General features: G+C 75.9%; 16 protein-coding genes. 7 read left to right on the forward strand and 9 right to left on the reverse strand.

Annotation, left to right across the window (positions count from 1 at the left end; all coding sequences use genetic code 11):
- Positions 1-103: 103 nt before the first annotated feature.
- From ACQPYD_RS14535 to nirB, 5 genes are all read right to left on the reverse strand, one after another.
- A complete protein-coding gene (locus tag ACQPYD_RS14535; RefSeq protein ID WP_433701512.1) occupies positions 104-1,258 on the reverse strand; it encodes a dual specificity protein phosphatase family protein in 1,155 nt (384 codons plus the stop codon).
- 364 nt (positions 1,259-1,622) lie between these two features.
- Positions 1,623-2,315 carry a sirohydrochlorin chelatase gene (locus tag ACQPYD_RS14540; protein ID WP_433701513.1) on the reverse strand — a complete coding sequence of 231 codons (693 nt, stop codon included), beginning with the start codon at positions 2,313-2,315 and terminating at the stop codon, positions 1,623-1,625.
- A 55-nt stretch (positions 2,316-2,370) separates the two neighbouring features.
- Positions 2,371-3,477 (reverse strand): uroporphyrinogen-III synthase, encoded by a 1,107-nt coding sequence (locus ACQPYD_RS14545; protein ID WP_433702053.1) that lies wholly within the window; start codon positions 3,475-3,477, stop codon positions 2,371-2,373.
- A gap of 122 nt (positions 3,478-3,599) precedes the next feature.
- On the reverse strand, positions 3,600-3,971 hold the full coding sequence (gene nirD, locus ACQPYD_RS14550) for a nitrite reductase small subunit NirD (protein WP_433701514.1): 372 nt from the start codon (positions 3,969-3,971) through the stop codon (positions 3,600-3,602).
- Complete coding sequence (gene nirB, locus ACQPYD_RS14555) at positions 3,968-6,478, reverse strand: nitrite reductase large subunit NirB (RefSeq protein WP_433702054.1); 2,511 nt, start codon at positions 6,476-6,478, stop codon at positions 3,968-3,970. The genes nirD and nirB overlap by 4 nt, the downstream gene beginning before the upstream one ends.
- Positions 6,479-6,759: 281 nt before the next feature.
- On the opposite strand from nirB, the gene ACQPYD_RS14560 reads away from it, so the two are divergent.
- Positions 6,760-7,656 carry an ADP-ribosylglycohydrolase family protein gene (locus ACQPYD_RS14560; protein WP_433701515.1) on the forward strand — a complete coding sequence of 299 codons (897 nt, stop codon included), beginning with the start codon at positions 6,760-6,762 and terminating at the stop codon, positions 7,654-7,656.
- 134 nt (positions 7,657-7,790) lie between these two features.
- Here ACQPYD_RS14560 and ACQPYD_RS14565 read toward each other — a convergent pair whose 3' ends face one another.
- Positions 7,791-8,207 (reverse strand): winged helix-turn-helix transcriptional regulator, encoded by a 417-nt coding sequence (locus ACQPYD_RS14565; protein ID WP_433701516.1) that lies wholly within the window; start codon positions 8,205-8,207, stop codon positions 7,791-7,793.
- A gap of 87 nt (positions 8,208-8,294) precedes the next feature.
- On the opposite strand from ACQPYD_RS14565, the gene ACQPYD_RS14570 reads away from it, so the two are divergent.
- From ACQPYD_RS14570 to ACQPYD_RS14585, 4 genes are all read left to right on the forward strand, one after another.
- Positions 8,295-8,435: a hypothetical protein gene (locus ACQPYD_RS14570; RefSeq protein ID WP_433701517.1), complete on the forward strand. Its 141-nt coding sequence runs from the start codon at positions 8,295-8,297 to the stop codon at positions 8,433-8,435.
- A gap of 15 nt (positions 8,436-8,450) precedes the next feature.
- Positions 8,451-9,092 (forward strand): DsbA family oxidoreductase, encoded by a 642-nt coding sequence (locus ACQPYD_RS14575; protein WP_433701518.1) that lies wholly within the window; start codon positions 8,451-8,453, stop codon positions 9,090-9,092.
- 181 nt (positions 9,093-9,273) lie between these two features.
- Positions 9,274-10,410 (forward strand): hypothetical protein, encoded by a 1,137-nt coding sequence (locus tag ACQPYD_RS14580; protein WP_433701519.1) that lies wholly within the window; start codon positions 9,274-9,276, stop codon positions 10,408-10,410.
- A 296-nt stretch (positions 10,411-10,706) separates the two neighbouring features.
- Positions 10,707-11,876: a PP2C family protein-serine/threonine phosphatase gene (locus ACQPYD_RS14585; protein ID WP_433701520.1), complete on the forward strand. Its 1,170-nt coding sequence runs from the start codon at positions 10,707-10,709 to the stop codon at positions 11,874-11,876.
- 31 nt (positions 11,877-11,907) lie between these two features.
- On the opposite strand, the gene ACQPYD_RS14590 is transcribed toward ACQPYD_RS14585, so the two are convergent.
- Both ACQPYD_RS14590 and ACQPYD_RS14595 read right to left on the reverse strand, forming a co-directional pair.
- Positions 11,908-12,747, reverse strand: a complete 840-nt coding sequence (locus tag ACQPYD_RS14590; RefSeq protein ID WP_433701521.1) for a class I SAM-dependent methyltransferase — start codon at positions 12,745-12,747, stop codon at positions 11,908-11,910.
- 211 nt (positions 12,748-12,958) lie between these two features.
- The gene (locus ACQPYD_RS14595; protein WP_433701522.1) at positions 12,959-15,961 is read right to left on the reverse strand and encodes an AAA family ATPase; all 3,003 of its coding nucleotides are present in this window, start codon (positions 15,959-15,961) and stop codon (positions 12,959-12,961) included.
- 211 nt (positions 15,962-16,172) lie between these two features.
- On the opposite strand from ACQPYD_RS14595, the gene ACQPYD_RS14600 reads away from it, so the two are divergent.
- Both ACQPYD_RS14600 and ACQPYD_RS14605 read left to right on the forward strand, forming a co-directional pair.
- A complete protein-coding gene (locus tag ACQPYD_RS14600; protein ID WP_433701523.1) occupies positions 16,173-16,661 on the forward strand; it encodes a DUF1772 domain-containing protein in 489 nt (162 codons plus the stop codon).
- 49 nt (positions 16,662-16,710) lie between these two features.
- The gene (locus ACQPYD_RS14605) at positions 16,711-17,634 is read left to right on the forward strand and encodes an aminoglycoside phosphotransferase family protein (protein ID WP_433701524.1); all 924 of its coding nucleotides are present in this window, start codon (positions 16,711-16,713) and stop codon (positions 17,632-17,634) included.
- A gap of 164 nt (positions 17,635-17,798) precedes the next feature.
- Here ACQPYD_RS14605 and ACQPYD_RS14610 read toward each other — a convergent pair whose 3' ends face one another.
- Complete coding sequence (locus tag ACQPYD_RS14610; protein ID WP_433701525.1) at positions 17,799-17,987, reverse strand: hypothetical protein; 189 nt, start codon at positions 17,985-17,987, stop codon at positions 17,799-17,801.
- Positions 17,988-18,018: the final 31 nt, after the last annotated feature.

An 18,018-nucleotide genomic window follows, 5' to 3' on the forward strand; every position in this document is an offset into this window, starting at 1 on the left:
GCGCGGAGCCGGGACCGCCGGTGGCGGTGCACGGGGTCTGGGCGCAGAGCTTAGGGGTAACGCGAGGGTAACGGTACCGGAAAGCGGGGGTTTGTGGAACTTGTCACCCGGTGATGTGGGGTTCGGGCAGTTCGGGGCGCCGGGGCGGGACGCCGTCGGGGAACAGGCGCAGGGCGGGGTCGGGCAGGTGCACCCCGCTGAGCTGGGCGACGGCCTGGGCCAGGGCGGGGTTGTCCAGGTGTCCGCCCACGGCGCGGATCATCGCGGCCAGGGTGGGCAGGGGCGGGGCTCCCAGGGAGGCGACGGCGTAGCGGGTGGCCACGGCGGGGGTGCGCGAGGCGCCCGCCCAGCAGTGCAGCAGGACGCGTTTGCCCTCGGCGCGCAGGGCGGCCACGGTCGCGGCGGCCTCGTCCAGGGTGAAGTGCAGGTTGGCGTTGGCGGTGGGGCGGTCGTGCATCCACACCCGCACCCAGTCGGCGTCGGGCAGGTGGGGGGCGTCCTGGGGGTGGGTGCGGCACAGGGAGACGACCGCGTCCACGCTCTCGGGGTGGTGGCGCAGGTGGTCGAGGTTGCCGAGCAGCACCTGGGGGTCCAGGGGGTGGGGGACGGCGAAGGGCGGCAGGCGGCGGGGCTCCTGGAGCAGGACGGGGTGTTCGGGCCAGGCGCTGGGGTGTGTGCCGCGTACGGCCGTCAGCGCGGCGGTCGTGAGGGCGTGGGGGTCCAGAGTCTCGGACATGCGGCGCAGGGCGTGCAGGGGCACGGCGGAGGCGCCCCACAGGGCTCCGGCCAGGGCGCCGGTGTGCATGGCGGCGTCGTCCCCGGCGGCGGTGTACGCCGACCAGACGGCGTCGACGAGGTGGGCGCACGCGAAGGACCCGCCCGCGGGGTCGTGGGCGGGGCGGGGGGTGCGGGTCAGGGCCCGCCAGGAGGCGCCCAGGGGGTCGTCGGCGGTGGTGTGCTCCAGGGCGGGCGCTGATCCGGGCGGGGTCCCGGTGCGGGCGGTGCTGCGCAGGACCTGCGCCCAGGCCTGTTCTGTGGGGTCCGCGGGCGGGGCGGGGGTGCGCGCGGTGGCGGTCAGCTCGGTCAGCGCGGTCCGGATCAGGCGGGGAAGCCGCGCGGAGGCCTCGGTGAACCCGCGGGTCAGCGCGGCGGGGGCGCCCACCAGCGCGGCGGCCACGGGCGCGCCGAGCATCGCGCCGATGGACCGGTCGGCGGCGGGGTCGTGGAAGTCGGGTGCGGGGGCGGGTACTGCGGACATGGCCGTCCTCGTGGGCGCTGCGGTCTGGTGCGGACTGGTGTCCCAGGGGTGGTCTTCCCGCGGGGGCACGGTGTTGCGCACGGGTTGCCGGTTGTGGCCATCCGGGGTTCGGGGGGTGTACACCGGTGGCAGCGCGGAGGGCTCCTGCGCCGGGTGGGGAACCCGGTGGGCGGCCGGGGCGCGCGGCCGGGAACCCCGGGCCGCGCGGTCCGCCGCGGAGCGGCGGGGGCACCTGCGGAGCGGCGGGGGCGGTGCCCGGCGGGGCGGTCGGGGCCGTTCACCGGCCGGGGACGGTACGGCCGGCGCCCGCCCCCGTCGGCCCCCGGGCCGGGGACGGCGGCGGGCCGCCCCGCACGGGGCCCGCTCAGGCGTGCTGGGGAAGGGCCGCGCGGTGGTAGCGGTCGGCCACGGCGTGGGCGACGGCCGGGTCCGGGCACAGCGGGCGGGCCACCGCGTCGGCTCCGGCCAGGGCGAGCCGGTCGTGGAACAGGCCCGGTGCGAGCAGCCAGCTGGCCACCGCGACGCGGCGGTGGCCCCGGGCGCGCAGGCGGGCGACCTGTTCGGCGACGGTGGGGCGGCCGGTGGCGATGAAGCCGGTCGTGACCTGGGCTCCCAGGCGCCGGGCCAGACCGGCGGCGGCGCGGGACAGTTCGGCTCCGGCGCGCGGGTCGGTGGTTCCGGCGCAGGCCAGCACGACGGCGTCCCCGGGGCGGTACCCGGCCTGGGCCAGGCGGCGCACGGCGGTGTCCAGCACCGCGGGGTGGGCGCCCAGGGCGGGGGTGAGGACGGCGTCGGCGCGCCCGGCCCGCAGGAGCTGGTCGGGGATGTCGGTGCGCACGTGGTAGCCCGAGGCCAGGAAGGCGGGCACGACGACCAGGGGCCCCGGGGTGTCGGCGGCCACCTCGCCGACGGTGGGGGCGAGCACGTCGGCGAAGGCCAGGCGGGTGGGGCGCCGTGTCAGCTCCCCCACGCGCAGGGCCAGGGAGTGGGCCACGGCGGTGCCGTGCGGGTTGCGGGTGCCGTGGACGGCCAGCAGCAGGGTGGGGTGTCTGTTCATGGCTCTCGGGTGTGGGAGTGGAGTGCGTGTGCGGTGGGGCGCGCCGCCGGGCGGCTCAGAGCTCGGGCTCGCAGTCGTGGGTGTCCAGGGCCAGGCGGTAGCCGCGTTTGACGACGGTCTGGATGATCCTGGCGTCGCCCAGCGCGGTGCGCAGGCGCGCCACCGCCGTCTCCACGGCGTGCGCGTCGGCGTCCTCGCCCAGGCAGGTGAGCAGGCGGGTGCGGTCCAGGACCTGGCCGGGGCGGCGGGCGAGTTCGCGCACCAGGCGCATCAGGGTGGGCGAGAGGGTGTGCACGGTGCCGTCGACCAGGACGGCGTGGCCGCGCAGGCGCAGCCGGTGCCCCGCCACGCCCAGGGTGGGAAAGCGCGCGGGCAGCTCCTCGGTGAGCTTGCGGACCTGGGCGCCGATGCGGGCGCGTTCGGGCCACACGGTGGGGATGTCGTGGGCCATGAGGGGGCGGGCGGTGACCGGTCCCACGCACATGGCCAGGACGTCGCCGCGCAGGGCCTCGACCAGGGGGCCGGTGCGGCCGGTGGTGCGGGCGCGGGCCAGCAGGCCGGCGGCGGCGGGGGCGCTGGTGAAGGTGACGGCGTCCACTCCCCCGCAGGTGACGGCCTCGATGAGCCGGTCCAGGGGGGCGACGTTCTCGGGCTGGGTCCACCGGTAGACGGGGACCTCCACGACGTCGGCGCCGGCCAGGCGCAGGGCCGCGGTGAAGTCGGGCAGGGGTTCGCCGTGCAGCTGGATGGCCACGCGCAGGCCCGTGACGCCCTGTTCGAGGAGGTAGTCCAGGACCTCGGCGGAGGACTCCGAGGGCGGGGACCACTCCTCGGTGAGTCCGGCGGCGCGGATGGCGCCCTTGGCCTTGGGGCCGCGGGCCAGCAGGCGCGAGGAGCGCATGCTGGCCAGGAGGGGTTCGACGGTGCCCCAGGTCTCGCACGCCTCGATCCAGCCGCGGAAGCCGATGCCGGTGGTGGCGATGACGACGTCGGCGGGGCGGCGGGCGAGTTCGTCGGAGACCGAGGCCAGGCGCTGGTCGTCGCTGAGCGGGACGATGCGCAGGGCGGGGGCGGCGATGACCTGGGCGCCCTTGCGCTGGAGCAGGGCGCTGAGCTCGTCGGCGCGGCGGGCGGCGGTGACGGCCACGGTGAACCCGGCCAGGGGCGCGGTGGTCGCGGGCGCGTCGGCCTCCGCCCCCGTGCCGCCGGCCCCGCTCGCGCGGTCCTGGTGGGCGCCCGCGGCGGGGGGCGGGGTGTGGGAGGACGGCGCGGACGCGGATGTGCTCAAGGTGACTCCTCTTCGGCGCGGGCGCTGATCTGGACGGTGGCGCCGGTGTCGCGGACGGCCCAGGTGCGCAGGCGCACCTGGGGGTCCTCCAGGCTCTGTCCGGTCAGCAGGGAGAACACATTCTTGAGCATGGGCGAGGCGACGGTGGGCTCGCCACGGCGGTCGCCGACGATGCCGCGCGAGATGACCGCGGCCCCGGTGAAGGGGTCGATGTTGTCGACGGCGAACAGGCGGTTGTCGCGGGTGCGGAACAGGGCTGCCTGGCGGCCGTCGGGCAGCAGGACGGCCACGCCGTCGTCGGCGCCCAGGCGGTGGGCGGGGCAGGCGTCGATCCACAGGGCGGGCGGGGCGTGGGTGGTGGCGGTCATCGGGTGGCCTCCTGCGGGCGGGGGGCGGGCATGCCGAGGTCGAGAGCGGCGCCCGGGACGGGCTGGTCGCGTGTGGTGGTGAAGCTGATGGTGGGGTCGGGTGTGCCGGGGGCGTTGGCGAAGGACTCGAACCGGGCGAGTTTGGCGGGGTCGGCCAGGACGGCGGCCCACTCGTCGGTGTAGGAGTGCACGTGGCGTTCCATGGCGGCCTCGAGTTCCTCGGCGATGCCCAGGGTGTCGTGGACGACGACGTCGCGCACGTGGTCCAGGCCGCCGTCCATGGCCTCGATCCAGGGGGCGGTGCGCTGGAGGCGGTCGGCGGTGCGGATGTAGAACATCAGGAACCGGTCGATGTAGCGGATGAGGGTCTCCTCGTCCAGGTCCGAGGCGAGGAGTTCGGCGTGACGGGGGGTGAAGCCGCCGTTGCCGCCCACGTACAGGTTCCAGCCCTGGTCGGTGGCGATGATCCCGAAGTCCTTGCTGCGGGCCTCGGCGCACTCGCGGGCGCACCCGGAGACGGCGGACTTGAGCTTGTGGGGCGAGCGCAGGCCCCGGTAGCGCTCCTCCAGGCGGATGGCCAGGCCCACCGAGTCCTGGACGCCGTAGCGGCACCAGGTGGTGCCCACGCACGACTTGACGGTGCGCAGGGACTTGCCGTAGGCGTGGCCGGACTCGAACCCGGCCTCGACCAGGCGGGTCCAGATGGCGGGGAGCTGTTCGAGGCGGGCCCCGAACAGGTCGATGCGCTGGCCGCCGGTGATCTTGGTGTAGAGCTGGAAGTCGCGGGCGACCTCCCCGATGACGATGAGCTTGTCGGGGGTGATCTCGCCGCCGGGGATGCGGGGCACGACCGAGTAGGTGCCGTTGCGCTGCATGTTGGCGAGGTAGCGGTCGTTGGTGTCCTGGAGCGTGGCCTGTTCGCCCTCGAGGATGTGCCCGCCCCCCAGGGAGGCCAGGATCGAGGCGACGGCGGGCTTGCAGATGTCGCAGCCCTGGCCGGTCCCGTGGTTCTCGATGAGGGCGGAGAAGGTGGTGGTGCCGGTGGCGCGGACGGTCTCCAGGAGTTCGGCGCGGGACTGGGTGAAGTGCTCGCACAGGGCCTTGGACTGCTCGATGCCCGCCTGGGAGAGGATCTGCTTGAGCATGGGCACGCACGATCCGCAGCTGGTGCCCGCCCGTGTGCACGCCTTGAGGCCGGCGACGTCGCAGGCGCCCTGGGTGTGGACGGCGTCGGTGAGGGCGCCCTTGGTGACGGCGTTGCAGGAGCAGATCTGCGCGGAGTCGGGGAGGGCGTCGGCGCCCAGGGCCGCGCCGCCCTCGGGGGTGATGAGGGTGAGCGGGTCCCCGGGCAGGGGCGAGCCGACCATGGGGCGCAGGGTGGCGTAGGCGGAGGCGTCGCCGACCAGGATGCCGCCCAGGAGGGTGGTGGCGTCGTCGGACAGGACGAGTTTGGCGTAGCGGCCGCCGGCTGCATCGTTGACGACCACGTCCAGGCAGTCGTCGGCGCGGCCGTGGGCGTCGCCGAAGCTGGCCACGTCCACGCCCAGGAGCTTGAGCTTGGTGGAGGTGTCGGCGCCGGTGAAGGTGGCGCCGCCGCCGAGGAGGCGGTCGGCGACGACCTCGGCCATGGCGTTGCCGGGGGCGATGAGCCCGTAGACGGTGCCGCGGTGGGCGGCGGCCTCGCCGATGGCGTGGATGCGGGCGTCGGAGGTGGTGCAGGTGTCGTCGATGACGATGCCGCCGCGTTCGCCGACCCGGAGGCCGGCGGCGCGTGCGAGGTCGTCGCGGGGGCGGATGCCCACGGAGAACACGACCAGGTCGGCGTCCAGGCGGGTGCCGTCGCCCAGGAGGAGGTTGCGGACGCGGCCGTCCGCGCCGGCCTCGACGGCGGTGGAGGCCGCTCCGGTGTGGATGTGCACGCCCAGGTCGGTGACGAGTCTGCGGAGCAGGCCGCCGGCGCCCTCGTCGATCTGGGCGGGCATCAGGTGGGGGGCGAGTTCGACGACGTGGGCCTCCACGCCCAGCAGCCGCAGGGCGTTGGCGGCCTCCAGGCCGAGCAGTCCGCCGCCGATGACCACGCCGGTGCGGGCGTGGCGGGCGGAGGCGGTGATGGCGTCCAGGTCCTCGATGGTGCGGTAGACGTGGCAGCCGGGCAGGTCGTGTCCGGGGACGGGGGGCACGAAGGGGGTGGACCCGGTGGCCAGGACGAGCCGGTCGTAGCCCAGGGTGCGGCCGGAGGCGGTGGTGACGGTGCGGGCGTCGCGGTCCAGGGCGGTGGCGCGCTCGCCGACGTGGACGTCCACGTGGGGTCCGGACAGGTCGCCCAGGGACAGGTCCTGGGCGCTGGCGCCGTCGAAGTAGGAGGAGAGCGCGACGCGGTCGTAGGCGGTGCGGGGCTCCTCGCCCACGACGGTGACGTGCCAGCGGTGGTCGCTGTCGCGGTCGTGGAGGGCCTCGACGAGTCGGTGGCCGACCATGCCGTTGCCGATGACGACGAGTTCTTCCATGGTGCGCGGCTCCTCCTGCTGCGGGGTCGGACGCTTCTCAGGCAACCCGCAGGGTGTTACCCGCGGGTCAGCCTCGTGTGTCGCGGTTGTTTCGATGTGCTGTCACCGCAGGTGGGGAGTGCGTGATTCGGGCCGGGGGCGGAGAAGGGCCAGCCCGGGGCGGGTGCGGGCGGCGCGGGGGCGCGGATGGGTGTTCGGTCACACCGGGCGCCGGAGTGCGGGGCCGGAGTGCGGGGCCGGTGCGTGGACAGCGGTGGCGGGGTCGGCCAGGATGGCCGGTGATGCACACGATCCCTGATCCGCGCCGGGCGCGCGCCCTGTCCTCCCTGTCCTCCCTGTCCGTCGGCGACGCCTTCGGCTCCCAGTTCTTCGTTCCCGCGAACCTGCGCTTCCTGGAGGAGCGCGAGCTGCCCCCGGGGCCCTGGGAGTGGACCGACGACACGGAGATGGCGGCCTCGGTCCACGCCGAGGCGCTCCGGGGCGGGGTGGTGGACCCCGACCGGCTGGCGTCCTCCTTCGCCCGCCACCACGACTTCGACCGGGGGTACGGTCCGGCGACGGGGCGCCTGCTGCGCCTGGTGCGCGAGGGCGGGGACTGGCGGGAGCTGGCCGCGGGGCTGTTCGGGGGGTCGGGTTCCTTCGGCAACGGGGCGGCGATGAGGGTGGCCCCGCTGGGGGCCTGGTTCGCCGGCGACCCGGACGCTGCGGCCGGGCAGGCGGCGGTGACGGCGCGCGTCACCCACACCCACCCCGAGGCGGTGGACGGCGCGGTGGCGGTGGCGGTGGCCGCGTCCCTGGTGGCGGGGGGCGGGGCGGCGGCGCCCGGGCCCCTGTTGGACGGGGTGCTCGAGCGCCTTCCGGCGGGGCGGATGCGCGAGGCGGTGCGCGGTGCGCGCCTGCTGCTGGTGACCGCCGATCCGGTCGGGGCGGCCCGCGCCCTGGGCAACGGTTCGCGGGTCAGCGCCCTGGACACGGTGCCCTTCACCCTGTGGGCGGCGGCGCGGTACCGGTCGGGCTTCGCCTCGGCCATGTGGGCGACCGCCTCCGCCGGGGGTGACGTGGACACCACCTGCGCGATCGTGGGCGGGATCCTGGGCGCGGGCCTGCCGGGCGGCCGGGTGCCCGCGGAGTGGGCCGAGCGCACCGAGCCCCTGCCGGGGTGGGCGCTGGAGGGCTGAGCGCGGGCCCCGTCCCGGAGGGGGCGGGGTCCACCCCCGTTGCCCGAGGAGGGGCGCGGGCCCCGCCCGGGCGGGGCCCACGTGTGCGCGGCGGGCCGGGCGCAGGGCCCCGGGCCGCCGCGGCCGGGAGGGGTTCAGGGGCCGTCCGGACGGGGGTCCCCGGCGCGGTCGTGGCGTGCGCGGGCGGCGCGGATGTCGTCGCGGTGCAGGCTCGCCCAGCGGTCCAGCGCGTTGAGGGGTTCCAGGAGGGTGCGGCCCAGGTCGGTGAGGGCGTAGTCCACGCGGGGCGGGACGGTGGCGTGCGCGGTGCGCTCGACCAGGCCGTCGCGGACCAGGGCGCGCAGCGTCAGGGTGAGCATGCGCTGGCTGATGCCGTCGACGGCGCGGTGGAGCTCGGTGTAGCGGTGGGTGCGCCGCCCCAGCAGGACGATGACGAGCACGCTCCACTTGTCGCCGACCCGGTCCAGGACCTCGCGGACCGGGCAGTCCTCGGGGGCGCGTTCGTCGGTGTGCCCGGTGGAGGGAACACCGGTGTGCGCTCGGGACGTCAATGTGCCTCCTTGTGCCTGGTCCGGGCTCACCTCATACTGACTGATAATGTTGTTACGCACAATAAGTATGTAAGGGGTGTCGTGAGCGTGAGCAGCCCTGAACCGCGGACCGGGCCGCGGGAGGCGGACCGGCCCGCCGAGGAGGAGCTCCCCCTGGAGGCGGTCACCGGACTGGTGTCGCTGGGAACCGAGGACGCGCCGGCGTGCTCGGACGGAACGTGCTGGTGAGTGAGGGGATTGTCCGTGCAGGTCGAGGTGTGGTCCGACATCGTGTGCCCGTGGTGCTACATCGGCAAGAGGCGCTTCGAGACGGCCCTGGAGCAGTTCGAGCACGCCGACCAGGTCGAGGTCCTCTGGCGCAGCTTCCAGCTCGACCCCTCCTACCCCCGGGGACGCGGCGAACCGGTCCGTGACGCCCTGGCCGCGAAGACGGGCGCCTCGCGCGAGCAGGTGCGCGCCATGACCGCGCAGGTGGAGAAGGTCGCCGCGGAGGTGGGGCTGGAGTACGACTTCGAGAACGGCTTCATGGTCAACACCTTCGACGTGCACCGGCTCGTCCACCTGGCGCAGAGCCGGGGGCTGGGCACGAAGGCGCACGAGCGCTTCATGCACGCCCAGCTCGTGGAGGCGAAGGACCTCTCCGACACCGCCACCCTGGTGGAGCTGGCCGTGGAGATCGGCCTGGACGCCGAGGAGGCCCGCCGGGTGCTGGAGGGCGACGACTACGCCGCGGAGGTGCGCGAGGACGGCGCCGCCGCGCAGCGCCTCGGCGGGAGCGGCGTACCGTTCTTCGTGATCGACCGGGCCTTCGGGATCTCGGGCGCACAGCCCGTCGAGGTGTTCGCCTCGGCCCTGGAGAAGGCCTACCGGGCGGCGTCGGCCTAGAGCGCCGGCGGGCGGTCCGGGCGCGCCCCCGGGGCGCCCGCGCCGGAGCGAGCCCGGGACCGGGCCGGTGGAGCGGGCTCCCCCTCAGGGGGGAGCCCGCTCCCGCTCGTGGGGGAGGTGTGCCCGGGGGTGCGCGCGCCAGGGTGGAGGTATCCACTCCGCACCACTCCGGGAGCACGCCATGACCGCCTTGCCACCCCTTCCCGCACCCCCCGCAGATCCGGGGCACGAACGGCACGACCGCGCGACGGCGGTGCCCTGGGCCGCGCTGGCGTGGTCGGCGGCGGCCCTGGCACTGGGCCTGGGCTGGCTGTCGGGGGTGCTGCCCCTGAGCGTGGCCGATGAGGAGGGGTTCGGTTCGCTCTTCGCCGGGCGCGGCGATGCTCTGCCGGTGGTCCTCGTCCTGGCCATGGGCGCGGTGGGCGTCGTGTGCTCCGTGCTGATGCTCCGGGGCGGCGGGCCCCGTGCGGCCCAGGCGGGCGCCTGGGCCCTGGCCGTCCTCGTCCTGCTGGTGTTCGTGGACGGCAACCTGCTGGCCCTGTTCGGCTACACGATGATCATGCCGGTGGTGGGCTGGATCGTGCCCGGCCTGGCCCAGACCTGGGTGACCGCGCTGTTGGCGCCCGACAGCCTCACCGGCCTGTTCTTCATGGCCGGCGTGGGGGTGTGGGTGGTCGCGGCCCTCGCGTGCCGCCGTGCGGGGCGCCGCTCCTGCTCGCTGTGCGGCCGGAGCCCGCGGTGGTCGGCCGCCGTGGAGCGCGGGACCCGGGCGCGGGCGCTGAGGGTGGGTCGGATCGCGGTGGCGGTGGGCGCGGCGACCGCCCTGGTCTATCCGTCCATCAGGATCCCGTGGCTGTTCGGCGTCCCGGTCGGGATGAGCCGGGAGGACTTCGCGGTGCTCTCCGCCGACCCGTTCACGCTGGTCATCGGCGTGGGGTTGGGGTCGGCCGGCATCGTCGGCGCCGTTCTCATGCTGGGGCTGGTCCAGCGCTGGGGCGTGCGGTTCCCCCGGTGGACCGCGGGCCTGGCCGGGCGCCGGGTGCCGGTGCCGCTGGCGGTGGTGCCCGCGACGCTGGTCGCGGTGGCCCTGGTGGCGATGGGCCGCAGCGCCGTCACCGAGTCCTTCGCCGCGGGGGCCGGGTCGATGTTGAGCTCCAGCACCGTGCACGTGCTGGTGTTCTCCTCCATGGGGGTGTGGGGGGCGGCCCTGGGCGTGGCCACCGCCGCCTACCTGGTGCGGCGCCGGTCCGAGTGCGGCCGGTGCCGGCGGGGGCTTCCCGAGGCGGAGCCCCGCGACATCCGGGCCGCGGCGGCCTGAGCGGGGACCGCCCTCCCGGCCCTCTCCCGGAGGCGCCCGCCCGGGGCGGCGCGTGCGGGACCGGCGCCCCTCCCCCGGCGGGGAGGGGCGCCGCCTCGTGTGCGGCGGGAGTGCGGCGCGCGCGTCCGGGCCCGGGCGGGGCGCCGGTCCCGCGGGAGGGGTGCGCGGACCGGTCGCGGCGGTCGTGGTGCCGGGGTCGGCCACCCTCCCAAGCTGGACTTTCTGCTCGAAATGTGGCAAACCGGGTAGAGGTTCCGAAGCAGTTGCCGCCTCGCGAGATTGACCGGGGTCATGCCATGTCGCTCAAACACGGGTCCAACGAGCTGATGACGTCCCTGGTCAGGGCAGGGCACCTCGCCAACTTCGAGGAGCTCCCCTCCCTCGTGGCGGGCAAGGCCGCGGCCGCGGACCTCACCGAGATCCGCATCTACCTCGCCGACCGCCAGCAGCAGGTCCTGCGCGAGGTCACCGGCCGCGGCCTCGACGCCCACCAGGGCGGAGACGACCTGAAGATCGACGGGACCGTCGCCGGCGAGGCCTACATCATGGGCGTGACCGTGCCCGTCGGGGACAGGGGCCGCTACTGGGTGCCGATCCTGGACGGGGCCGAACGCCTGGGCGTGCTCCACGTGGCCTACAAGGGCGACCCCGACCGCTCCGCGATGCGCGACCTGGCCGCGATGGTGAGCCTGCTGATCATCGCCAAGCGCGCCAACAGCGACGCGCACGCCCGCCTGGTGAGGGTCAGCCCCATGTCCGTCTCGGCGGAGATGCAGTGGACCCTGATGCCCCCGGGCACCTTCGCCGACTCCCGGGTGACCATCTCCGCCGCCACCGAGCCCGCCTACGACAACGCCGGGGACTCCTTCGACTACGCCCTGGCCGGGGAGATCGCCCACCTGGCCATGTTCGACGCCATGGGCCACGACACCGCCGCCGGGCTCATCGCGAACCTGGCGGTGGGTGCCTTCCGCAACGAGCGCCGGCGCGGCGTCCCGCTGGAGGAGATCCCCCGGGGCGTGGAGAACACCCTGATCCAGGAGTTCGTCCAGACCCGGTTCGCCACCGCGATCCTGGCGGAGCTCAACCTGAGCACCGGTGAGCTGAGCTGGGTCAACTGCGGCCACCTGCCGCCCGTGCTCATCCGGGGGGAGGAGGTCCGCAACCTGGAGTGCGACCCCTCCCACCCCCTGGGCATGGACCTGGGGGTGCCCGTCGCGGTCTGCCACGAGCAGCTCGAGCCCGGCGACCGCCTGCTCCTGTACACCGACGGCATCATCGAGGCCCGCGACTCCGAGGGCCGGGAGTTCGGCGTGGAGCGGTTCGTGGACTTCGTCATCCGCCACCAGGCCGACAGCCTGCCCGTCCCCGAGACGCTGCGGCGCCTGGTCCACGCGGTCCTGGAGTACCACCACGGGCAGTTCGGCGACGACGCCACCGTCCTCTTCTGCGAGTGGCACGGCTGACCCCCTGGCGCGGCCCCGCGGCCGTTCGCGTTCACCCCGGGCGCCGGGCCACCACCGAGAAGTTCAGCGGGATCCGCGGGGCCCCCTCCGGGAGCCGCCATCCCTGCGGGCACGCCACGAGCCCGGGGAAGGCGGGCCAGTCCATGAACGGGTGCTCCCCGAGCGCCTCGACCACCAGGCCCGCCTCCAGCAGCGCGCCGGTCACCTCCGCCAGGCTGTGGCGCCACTGGTGGTTGACGGTGCTGGTGATGGACTCCGCCGCCCCGTCGGTGTAGGTCTCGGCCTCGTCGTAGGTGTCGGCGCCCCCGCCGCCGAGGTAGTCGCCGGTCACCTGCCAAGGCTCGTAGTCCAGCGCGTTCAGGAGCGGGTGGTCGTCCCTGACCACGAACACCCCGCCCGGCTCCAGCAGGTCGTGGACCGACCGCGCCCACGGGCCCAGCTCGGGAAGCCACGTGACGGCGCCCGTGCCGGTGACGACCACCTCGAACCGCCGGTCGATGGCCTGCGAGGCCGTGCGCGCGTCGCTCTCCACCCAGGTGACGTCCGCGCCGTCGGCGGCGGCGATGCGCCGGGCGTGGGCCAGCGAGTTCGCCGACAGGTCCAGGCCGTGGACGTCCACGGCGCCCAGCCGGACCCAGCACACCGTGTCGGTGCCGATGTGGCACTGCAGGTGCAGCAGCGACCTGCCCGCCACCGTCCCGCCGTCCAGGTGCGGCTCCAGGACCGCGAGGTCGTTGCGCACGACCTCCGAGATGTAGGAGGGGTCGGCGATCAGCCCGTCGACGTCGTACATCGCGGACCGGGCGTGGACGTCGGCCCTCTGGTCCCAGTTCGCGCGGTTGTCGGCGACGGCCCTGTCGTGGTCGCTCATGTCTGCGGACGCCTCGTTCCGTGTGTCGGGGCGCCGGAGCGGATGCCCGCCCGGCCCTTCGGGGCATGGTCTCGGATCGGGGCCGGACGGGGAAGCGGTTTTTCGCGGGGCACGGGGCTCCCTCCGGGAGAGGGGCGGGCCCCTCGGCGGACCGCCTCCGGGGCCGTGCCCTCCCCGCGCCGGGCCCGGCGCGGGGAGGGCGGGGCCCGGGTCAACCGGAGCCGGCGGCGACCCCGCCCCCGTGGTCCCGGCCCGGCGGCGAGGCCAGGTCCCGGCGCGAACGCAGCCCCAGCTTGGCCAGCGCGTTGGCCACATGGGTCTCCACCGTGCGCGGGGACAGGTGCAGCAGGGCCGCGATCTCCCGGTTGGTGCTCCCCCGCCCGGCCAGGGCCGCGATCTCCCCCTCACGCGGGGACAGGCGGGGGTCCCGCGGGCCGCCGCCGTCCGCCGGGGCGGCCACCACCCCGTGCGCGCGCAGCGCACGGCGCACCCGCGCCGCGTCCCAGGCCGCGCCCAGCGCCGTGTACTCCTCCAGCGCTGCCCGCAGCCCCGCCACGCCCTCCTCCTCGGACCGGCCCCCGGAGCGGTCCAGTCTCGTGTGGGCCGCGGCCTCGCGGACCTGGGCGGCGTCGTAGGGGCGCTGCATGGCCCGGTAGGCGGACGCGGTCTCGGCGTACAGGTGCAGCGCCCGGTCCCCCTGGCCGCGGTGCCGGGCCAGGGCGGCCTCGAACCGCCCCAGGGCCGCCGCGGCGGCCGGGGCGCCGGCGCCGCGCAGTCCCGCACGGAAACGGGCGCACAGGTCCTGGGCCTCCGCGCCGCGCCCGGCCGGGACCAGCGCCTCCATACCCGGGACCAGGTCGGCCGCCCACACCCACACGCCCTTGCTCGCCACCAGGGACACCAGGTCCTCCACCCGGGACCACGCCTCCCCGGGGTCGCCCCGGGCGATCGCCAGGCGGGCCAGCAGCCCGGCGGCGAACGCGCGCACGGGAACCGCGTGGTCGGGGTCGGGCGCCGCTGGGTCGTCCCCGGGGGCGGGTTCGAGGAGCGCCAGGTGGGACCGGGCTCCGGCCGGGTCCCCCTGGGCCAGGGCCAGGGCGGAGCGCACCAGGGTCAGCTCGGCGGCGACCGCGTGCAGGTGGGCCAGGCGCGCGGGGCCCAGGTGGCGTTCGGCCTCCTCGTCCAGGCCCGCCCAGTGGCCGCGCTGCCAGTCGAGGATCAGCCGGAGCGCCTGGGCGCTCTCGCGGATGTAGGGCACATCCGAGGCGATCGACCAGGTGGCGGCGTCCGTCAGGTGGTGGTCGGCGCGCTCGTAGTGGCCGAGCATGACCGCGGCGTCGGCCAGGTTGAGCGAGGCGCGGGCGAACTCGCGGCGCCGCAGGAGGGCCTCGGGCGTGGGCCGCACGTGCGGGGAGCCGGGGTCGGGCAGGGCCGCTGTCCAGGCGGCCGGGTCCCCGATCTGGGCGAGCAGGGTGGCCTGGTTGACCGAGACGCTGTGGGCCACGGCCGGGTCCTTGCTGCGGTGGGCGGCCGAGACCGCCTGCTCCATCCACCGGCGGTGGGTGTCCACGGGGTCGGGGGTGCTGCGCGGCACGGCCAGGGCGCACATGGCGCGGGCCGCCAGGTCGGGGCGGGAGGTGAGTTCGGCGGCGGCCCGGACGAGTTCGCTGCGGGCGGTGCGCCCCTGCGCCGCCTGGTTGAGCAGGAGCAGGCCCAGCTCCATGCGCAGCTCGCCCCGGGAGGGTGCGGGCAGGCCGGGGGTGGCCAGGACGTCGCGCAGCAGGGTGATGGTGTGCTGGGCGGAGATCCCGGTCAGGGCGGCCCGTCCCAGTTTGAGGGCGAGGTCGCAGCGGCGCCCGGCGGGCAGGGTGTGGCGGGTCAGGGCGTCGCGCAGCAGGGTGACGGCGGTGGCGTCCTCGCCCTGGGACAGGGCCTGGTCGGCGGCGCGTTCGGCGTGGTCGGTCCACTCCTCCACGAGTCCGGCCTCACGGGCGTGGCGGGCCAGGCGGGCGTGGGGCGGCGCGGGCCCCCGGGACAGGGCGGTCAGGGCGGCCCGGTGCAGGTGGCGGTGCTTGCCCAGGGGAAGGGAGTCGTGGCAGACCCGGCGCAGGAGAGGGGTGCGGACCTCCAGGGCCGCCGGGCCGGCGGGCCGCAGCAGGCCGAGCTGGCAGGCGCGGGAGAGCGCCTTCTCCGCGCGGGAGGGGCCCAGGTCCGCGACACGGGCCAGGACGTCGTCGGCGGCGGGGGCCTCCAGGACGCAGGCGGCGCGCACCAGGTGGCGGGTGTCGCGGTCCAGGGCGTGCAGGCGTTCGAGGAACCAGTCGCGCAGGGTGGGGGGTACGGGCGGCTCCTCCGGGACGGCGGGGCCTGCGCCGGGCCCGGTGGCGGCGCGGGCGCAGGCCAGGTGGTGCAGGGTCTCCACGGCGGCCAGGGCCAGGCCGCCGGTCCAGGCGTGCAGGCGTTCGGCGTCCTCGGCGGTGACCCCGGCTCCGGACCCGTCCGGTGCCGGGGGCGGGGCGGCGGTCTCGGCGGCCGGGTCGGCGGGTGCTGTGCGCGGATCGGTCGCTCCGCAGGGGGCGGCGTCCAGGAGCCGGGAGGCCAGGGCGAACAGGTCGCGGGGGTTCAGAGGGGCCAGGGCGAGTTCGTGGTGCGGGGTGCCCGGCGGGGTGCGGGCGGCCAGCGCGTGGACGGGGAAGGCCCGGGGCAGTTCCTCGGGTCTGTAGGTCAGTACCAGGCACAGGTGGGCGGGAAGGCGCGGCGCCAGGTAGTACAGCAGGTCCCGGGTGGCCGGGTCGATGGCGTGCACGTCCTCCAGGACGAGCACCGTCGGGCCCAGGGAGTCCAGGAGCTCGGTGAGGGCCCGGTAGGTGCGGTGGTGCTCGGCCGCCGGCGAACCGGTGGGCGGGGGCGGCGGAGGCAGCCGCTCGGCGTGCTCGGGCATGAGGGGGTGCAGGGCGCCGCACAGCGGGCTGAGCCCGCCGGGGATCGCCGCCCGGCGCAGGGCCTCGATGACGGGGGCGAAGGGGAAGGGTTCGTCCCGGGAGGGGCAGTACCCGGTCAGGACCGTGGCGTCCACGGCTCCGGGGAGCTCCCGGACCAGGCGGGTCTTACCCGATCCGGCGGCCCCGGACAGCAGGACCAGGGACCCGGGGACCGCCGCGGTGCGCAGCTGTTGTCGTTCCTTCTCACGGCCGACGAGCGGGGGGAAGCACACCTACCGACGGTATAGCGGCAGAAGGCGGCGGAGAAGGGGTTCGGGTCGCACACTCAGGTGTTGATGCGCCGGAAACACAGGACACCGTGCCCGGGCGCCCCGCAGGGCGACAACGGCCCCGGCCGCACGCGTCCGCAGGGGCGCGCGACCACCGGTTCCGGGCATACAATCCGCCCAGAGGATCGCGACAACAGGAAAACCGGGGTACGAAATGGCGGACATGGTGTACGCGGTCGTCCCGGTGGCCGCCACAGTGTTGACGGGCCTGTTCGCGGGGCTGTTCTTCGGGTTCTCGATCGCCGTCATGCCCGGCCTGGGCCGGGCGGGCGACCGCGCCATGATCGAGTCGATGCAGGGCATCAACGTCGCCATCCTCAACCCGCTCTTCGCCGCTGTGTTCATCGGCGCCCCGGTGGGGGCGCTGGCCTCGGTGGTGCTCCACACCAGTGCGGCCGAGACCGCTTCCGCGGTCTGGTTCGGCGGGGCGCTCGCCTGCCTGCTGGCGGCCCTGGGCATCACCTTCGGGGTCAACGTCCCGCGCAACAACGCCCTGGACCAGGCCGGCCCCGCCGAGCGGATCGCCGACCCGGCGGCGGTGCGCGGCGCCTTCGAGCCGGTGTGGGTGCGCTGGAACCACCTGCGCTCCCTCGCCTCCGCGGCGGCCCTGGTCTGCGCCGTCGTGGCCCTGACCGTGCGCTGACGGCCCGGGGGCGCGGAGCCGGTGCGGCCGGGGTCTACTGTTGCCTCCCATGACCCGCACCGAGATCGACATCACGGGGGAGCTCGTCCGCGGCCTGCTGCGTGAACAGCACCCCGACCTGGCCGACCTGCCCCTGAGCCTCGGGGCGCGTGGCTGGGACAACCAGCTGTGGCGGCTGGGCGACGATCTCGCCGTCCGGCTGCCGTGGGCGACGGAGGCCGCCGACGCGCTGCTGCACAAGGAGTACGCCTGGCTGCCCTTCCTCGCTCCGCGCCTCCCCCTCCCGGTCCCCGTCCCCCAGCGCCTCGGCGAGCCCTCCCAGCGGTTCCCGCGGCCCTGGATCGTCACCACCTGGGTACCGGGCACGCCGGCCGACCGCGCTCCCGCCACGCGCGCCGGGGCCGCGGCCGACGGCCTGGCCGCCTTCCTCACGGCCCTGCACCGGCCGGCCCCCGTGGGGGCGCCCGTCGGCCGCGACCGCGGGGGGCCGCTGGCCGGGGCCGCCGAGCAGTTCGCCGAGCAGCTCGAGACGGCCACCGCGCTGGGGCTGGTCCCCGACCCGGACGCGGTCCGCGCCGTCTGGGAGGACGCCGTCGCCGCTCCCGGCTGGGCAGGCCCGGCGCTGTGGCTGCACGCCGATCTGCATCCGGCCAACGTCCTCACCGAGAACGGCGCCTTCTGCGGGGTGGTCGACTTCGGGGACCTGTGCGCGGGCGATCCGGCCTACGACCTCGCCGCCGCCTGGACCCTGCTGCCGGACGGCGCCGCCGACCGCTTCCACGACGCCTACGGCCCGGGCGCGGACGCCGCGACCCTGCGCCGTGCCCGTGGTTGCGCGGTGATGCGCGCCCTCGTCGGGCTCCTCGTCGGCGACGCCGGCGAGCACGGGCGCCCCGGCGGCAAGGCCGACTGGGGTCCGCCCGCCCGCGCAGCCCTGCGGCGCCTCACCGCCCCGGCCCGTCCGCAGCCCTGATCGCGGGGCCCGGCGCCCCGGTGCGACCGCCGCACGGCTGCGTCCGGGCCGTCTTCGTCGACTCCGCCGCCCGCCCCGTACAACACCACGGTCTACCGGCCCGCACCAAGGCCCCTTCGTCCGGCCTCATGCCGGACGAAGGGGCCTTTTCTGCGTTCCGGGGCTCAGCCGGAGATGCGCGCCACGACCCTGGCGTACCTCTCCGCCTGCTCGTCGGTGTACGCCCACATGGTCGGCGCCGTCGTCCCGATCGGGGAGATCCTCCAGATCGCCCCGGCCCCGTGGGCGCCGGGTGGCAGGCTGGTGAAGACCACGTCGGGATGACGCTGGAAGAGTTCGTGCTGGGTAGCCATGGCCGTCACGGTAGCCGGATCCGCCGCCTCG

This window comes from Nocardiopsis sp. CA-288880, from assembly GCF_050955985.1.
Taxonomy (GTDB): Bacteria; Actinomycetota; Actinomycetes; order Streptosporangiales; family Streptosporangiaceae; genus Nocardiopsis; species Nocardiopsis tropica.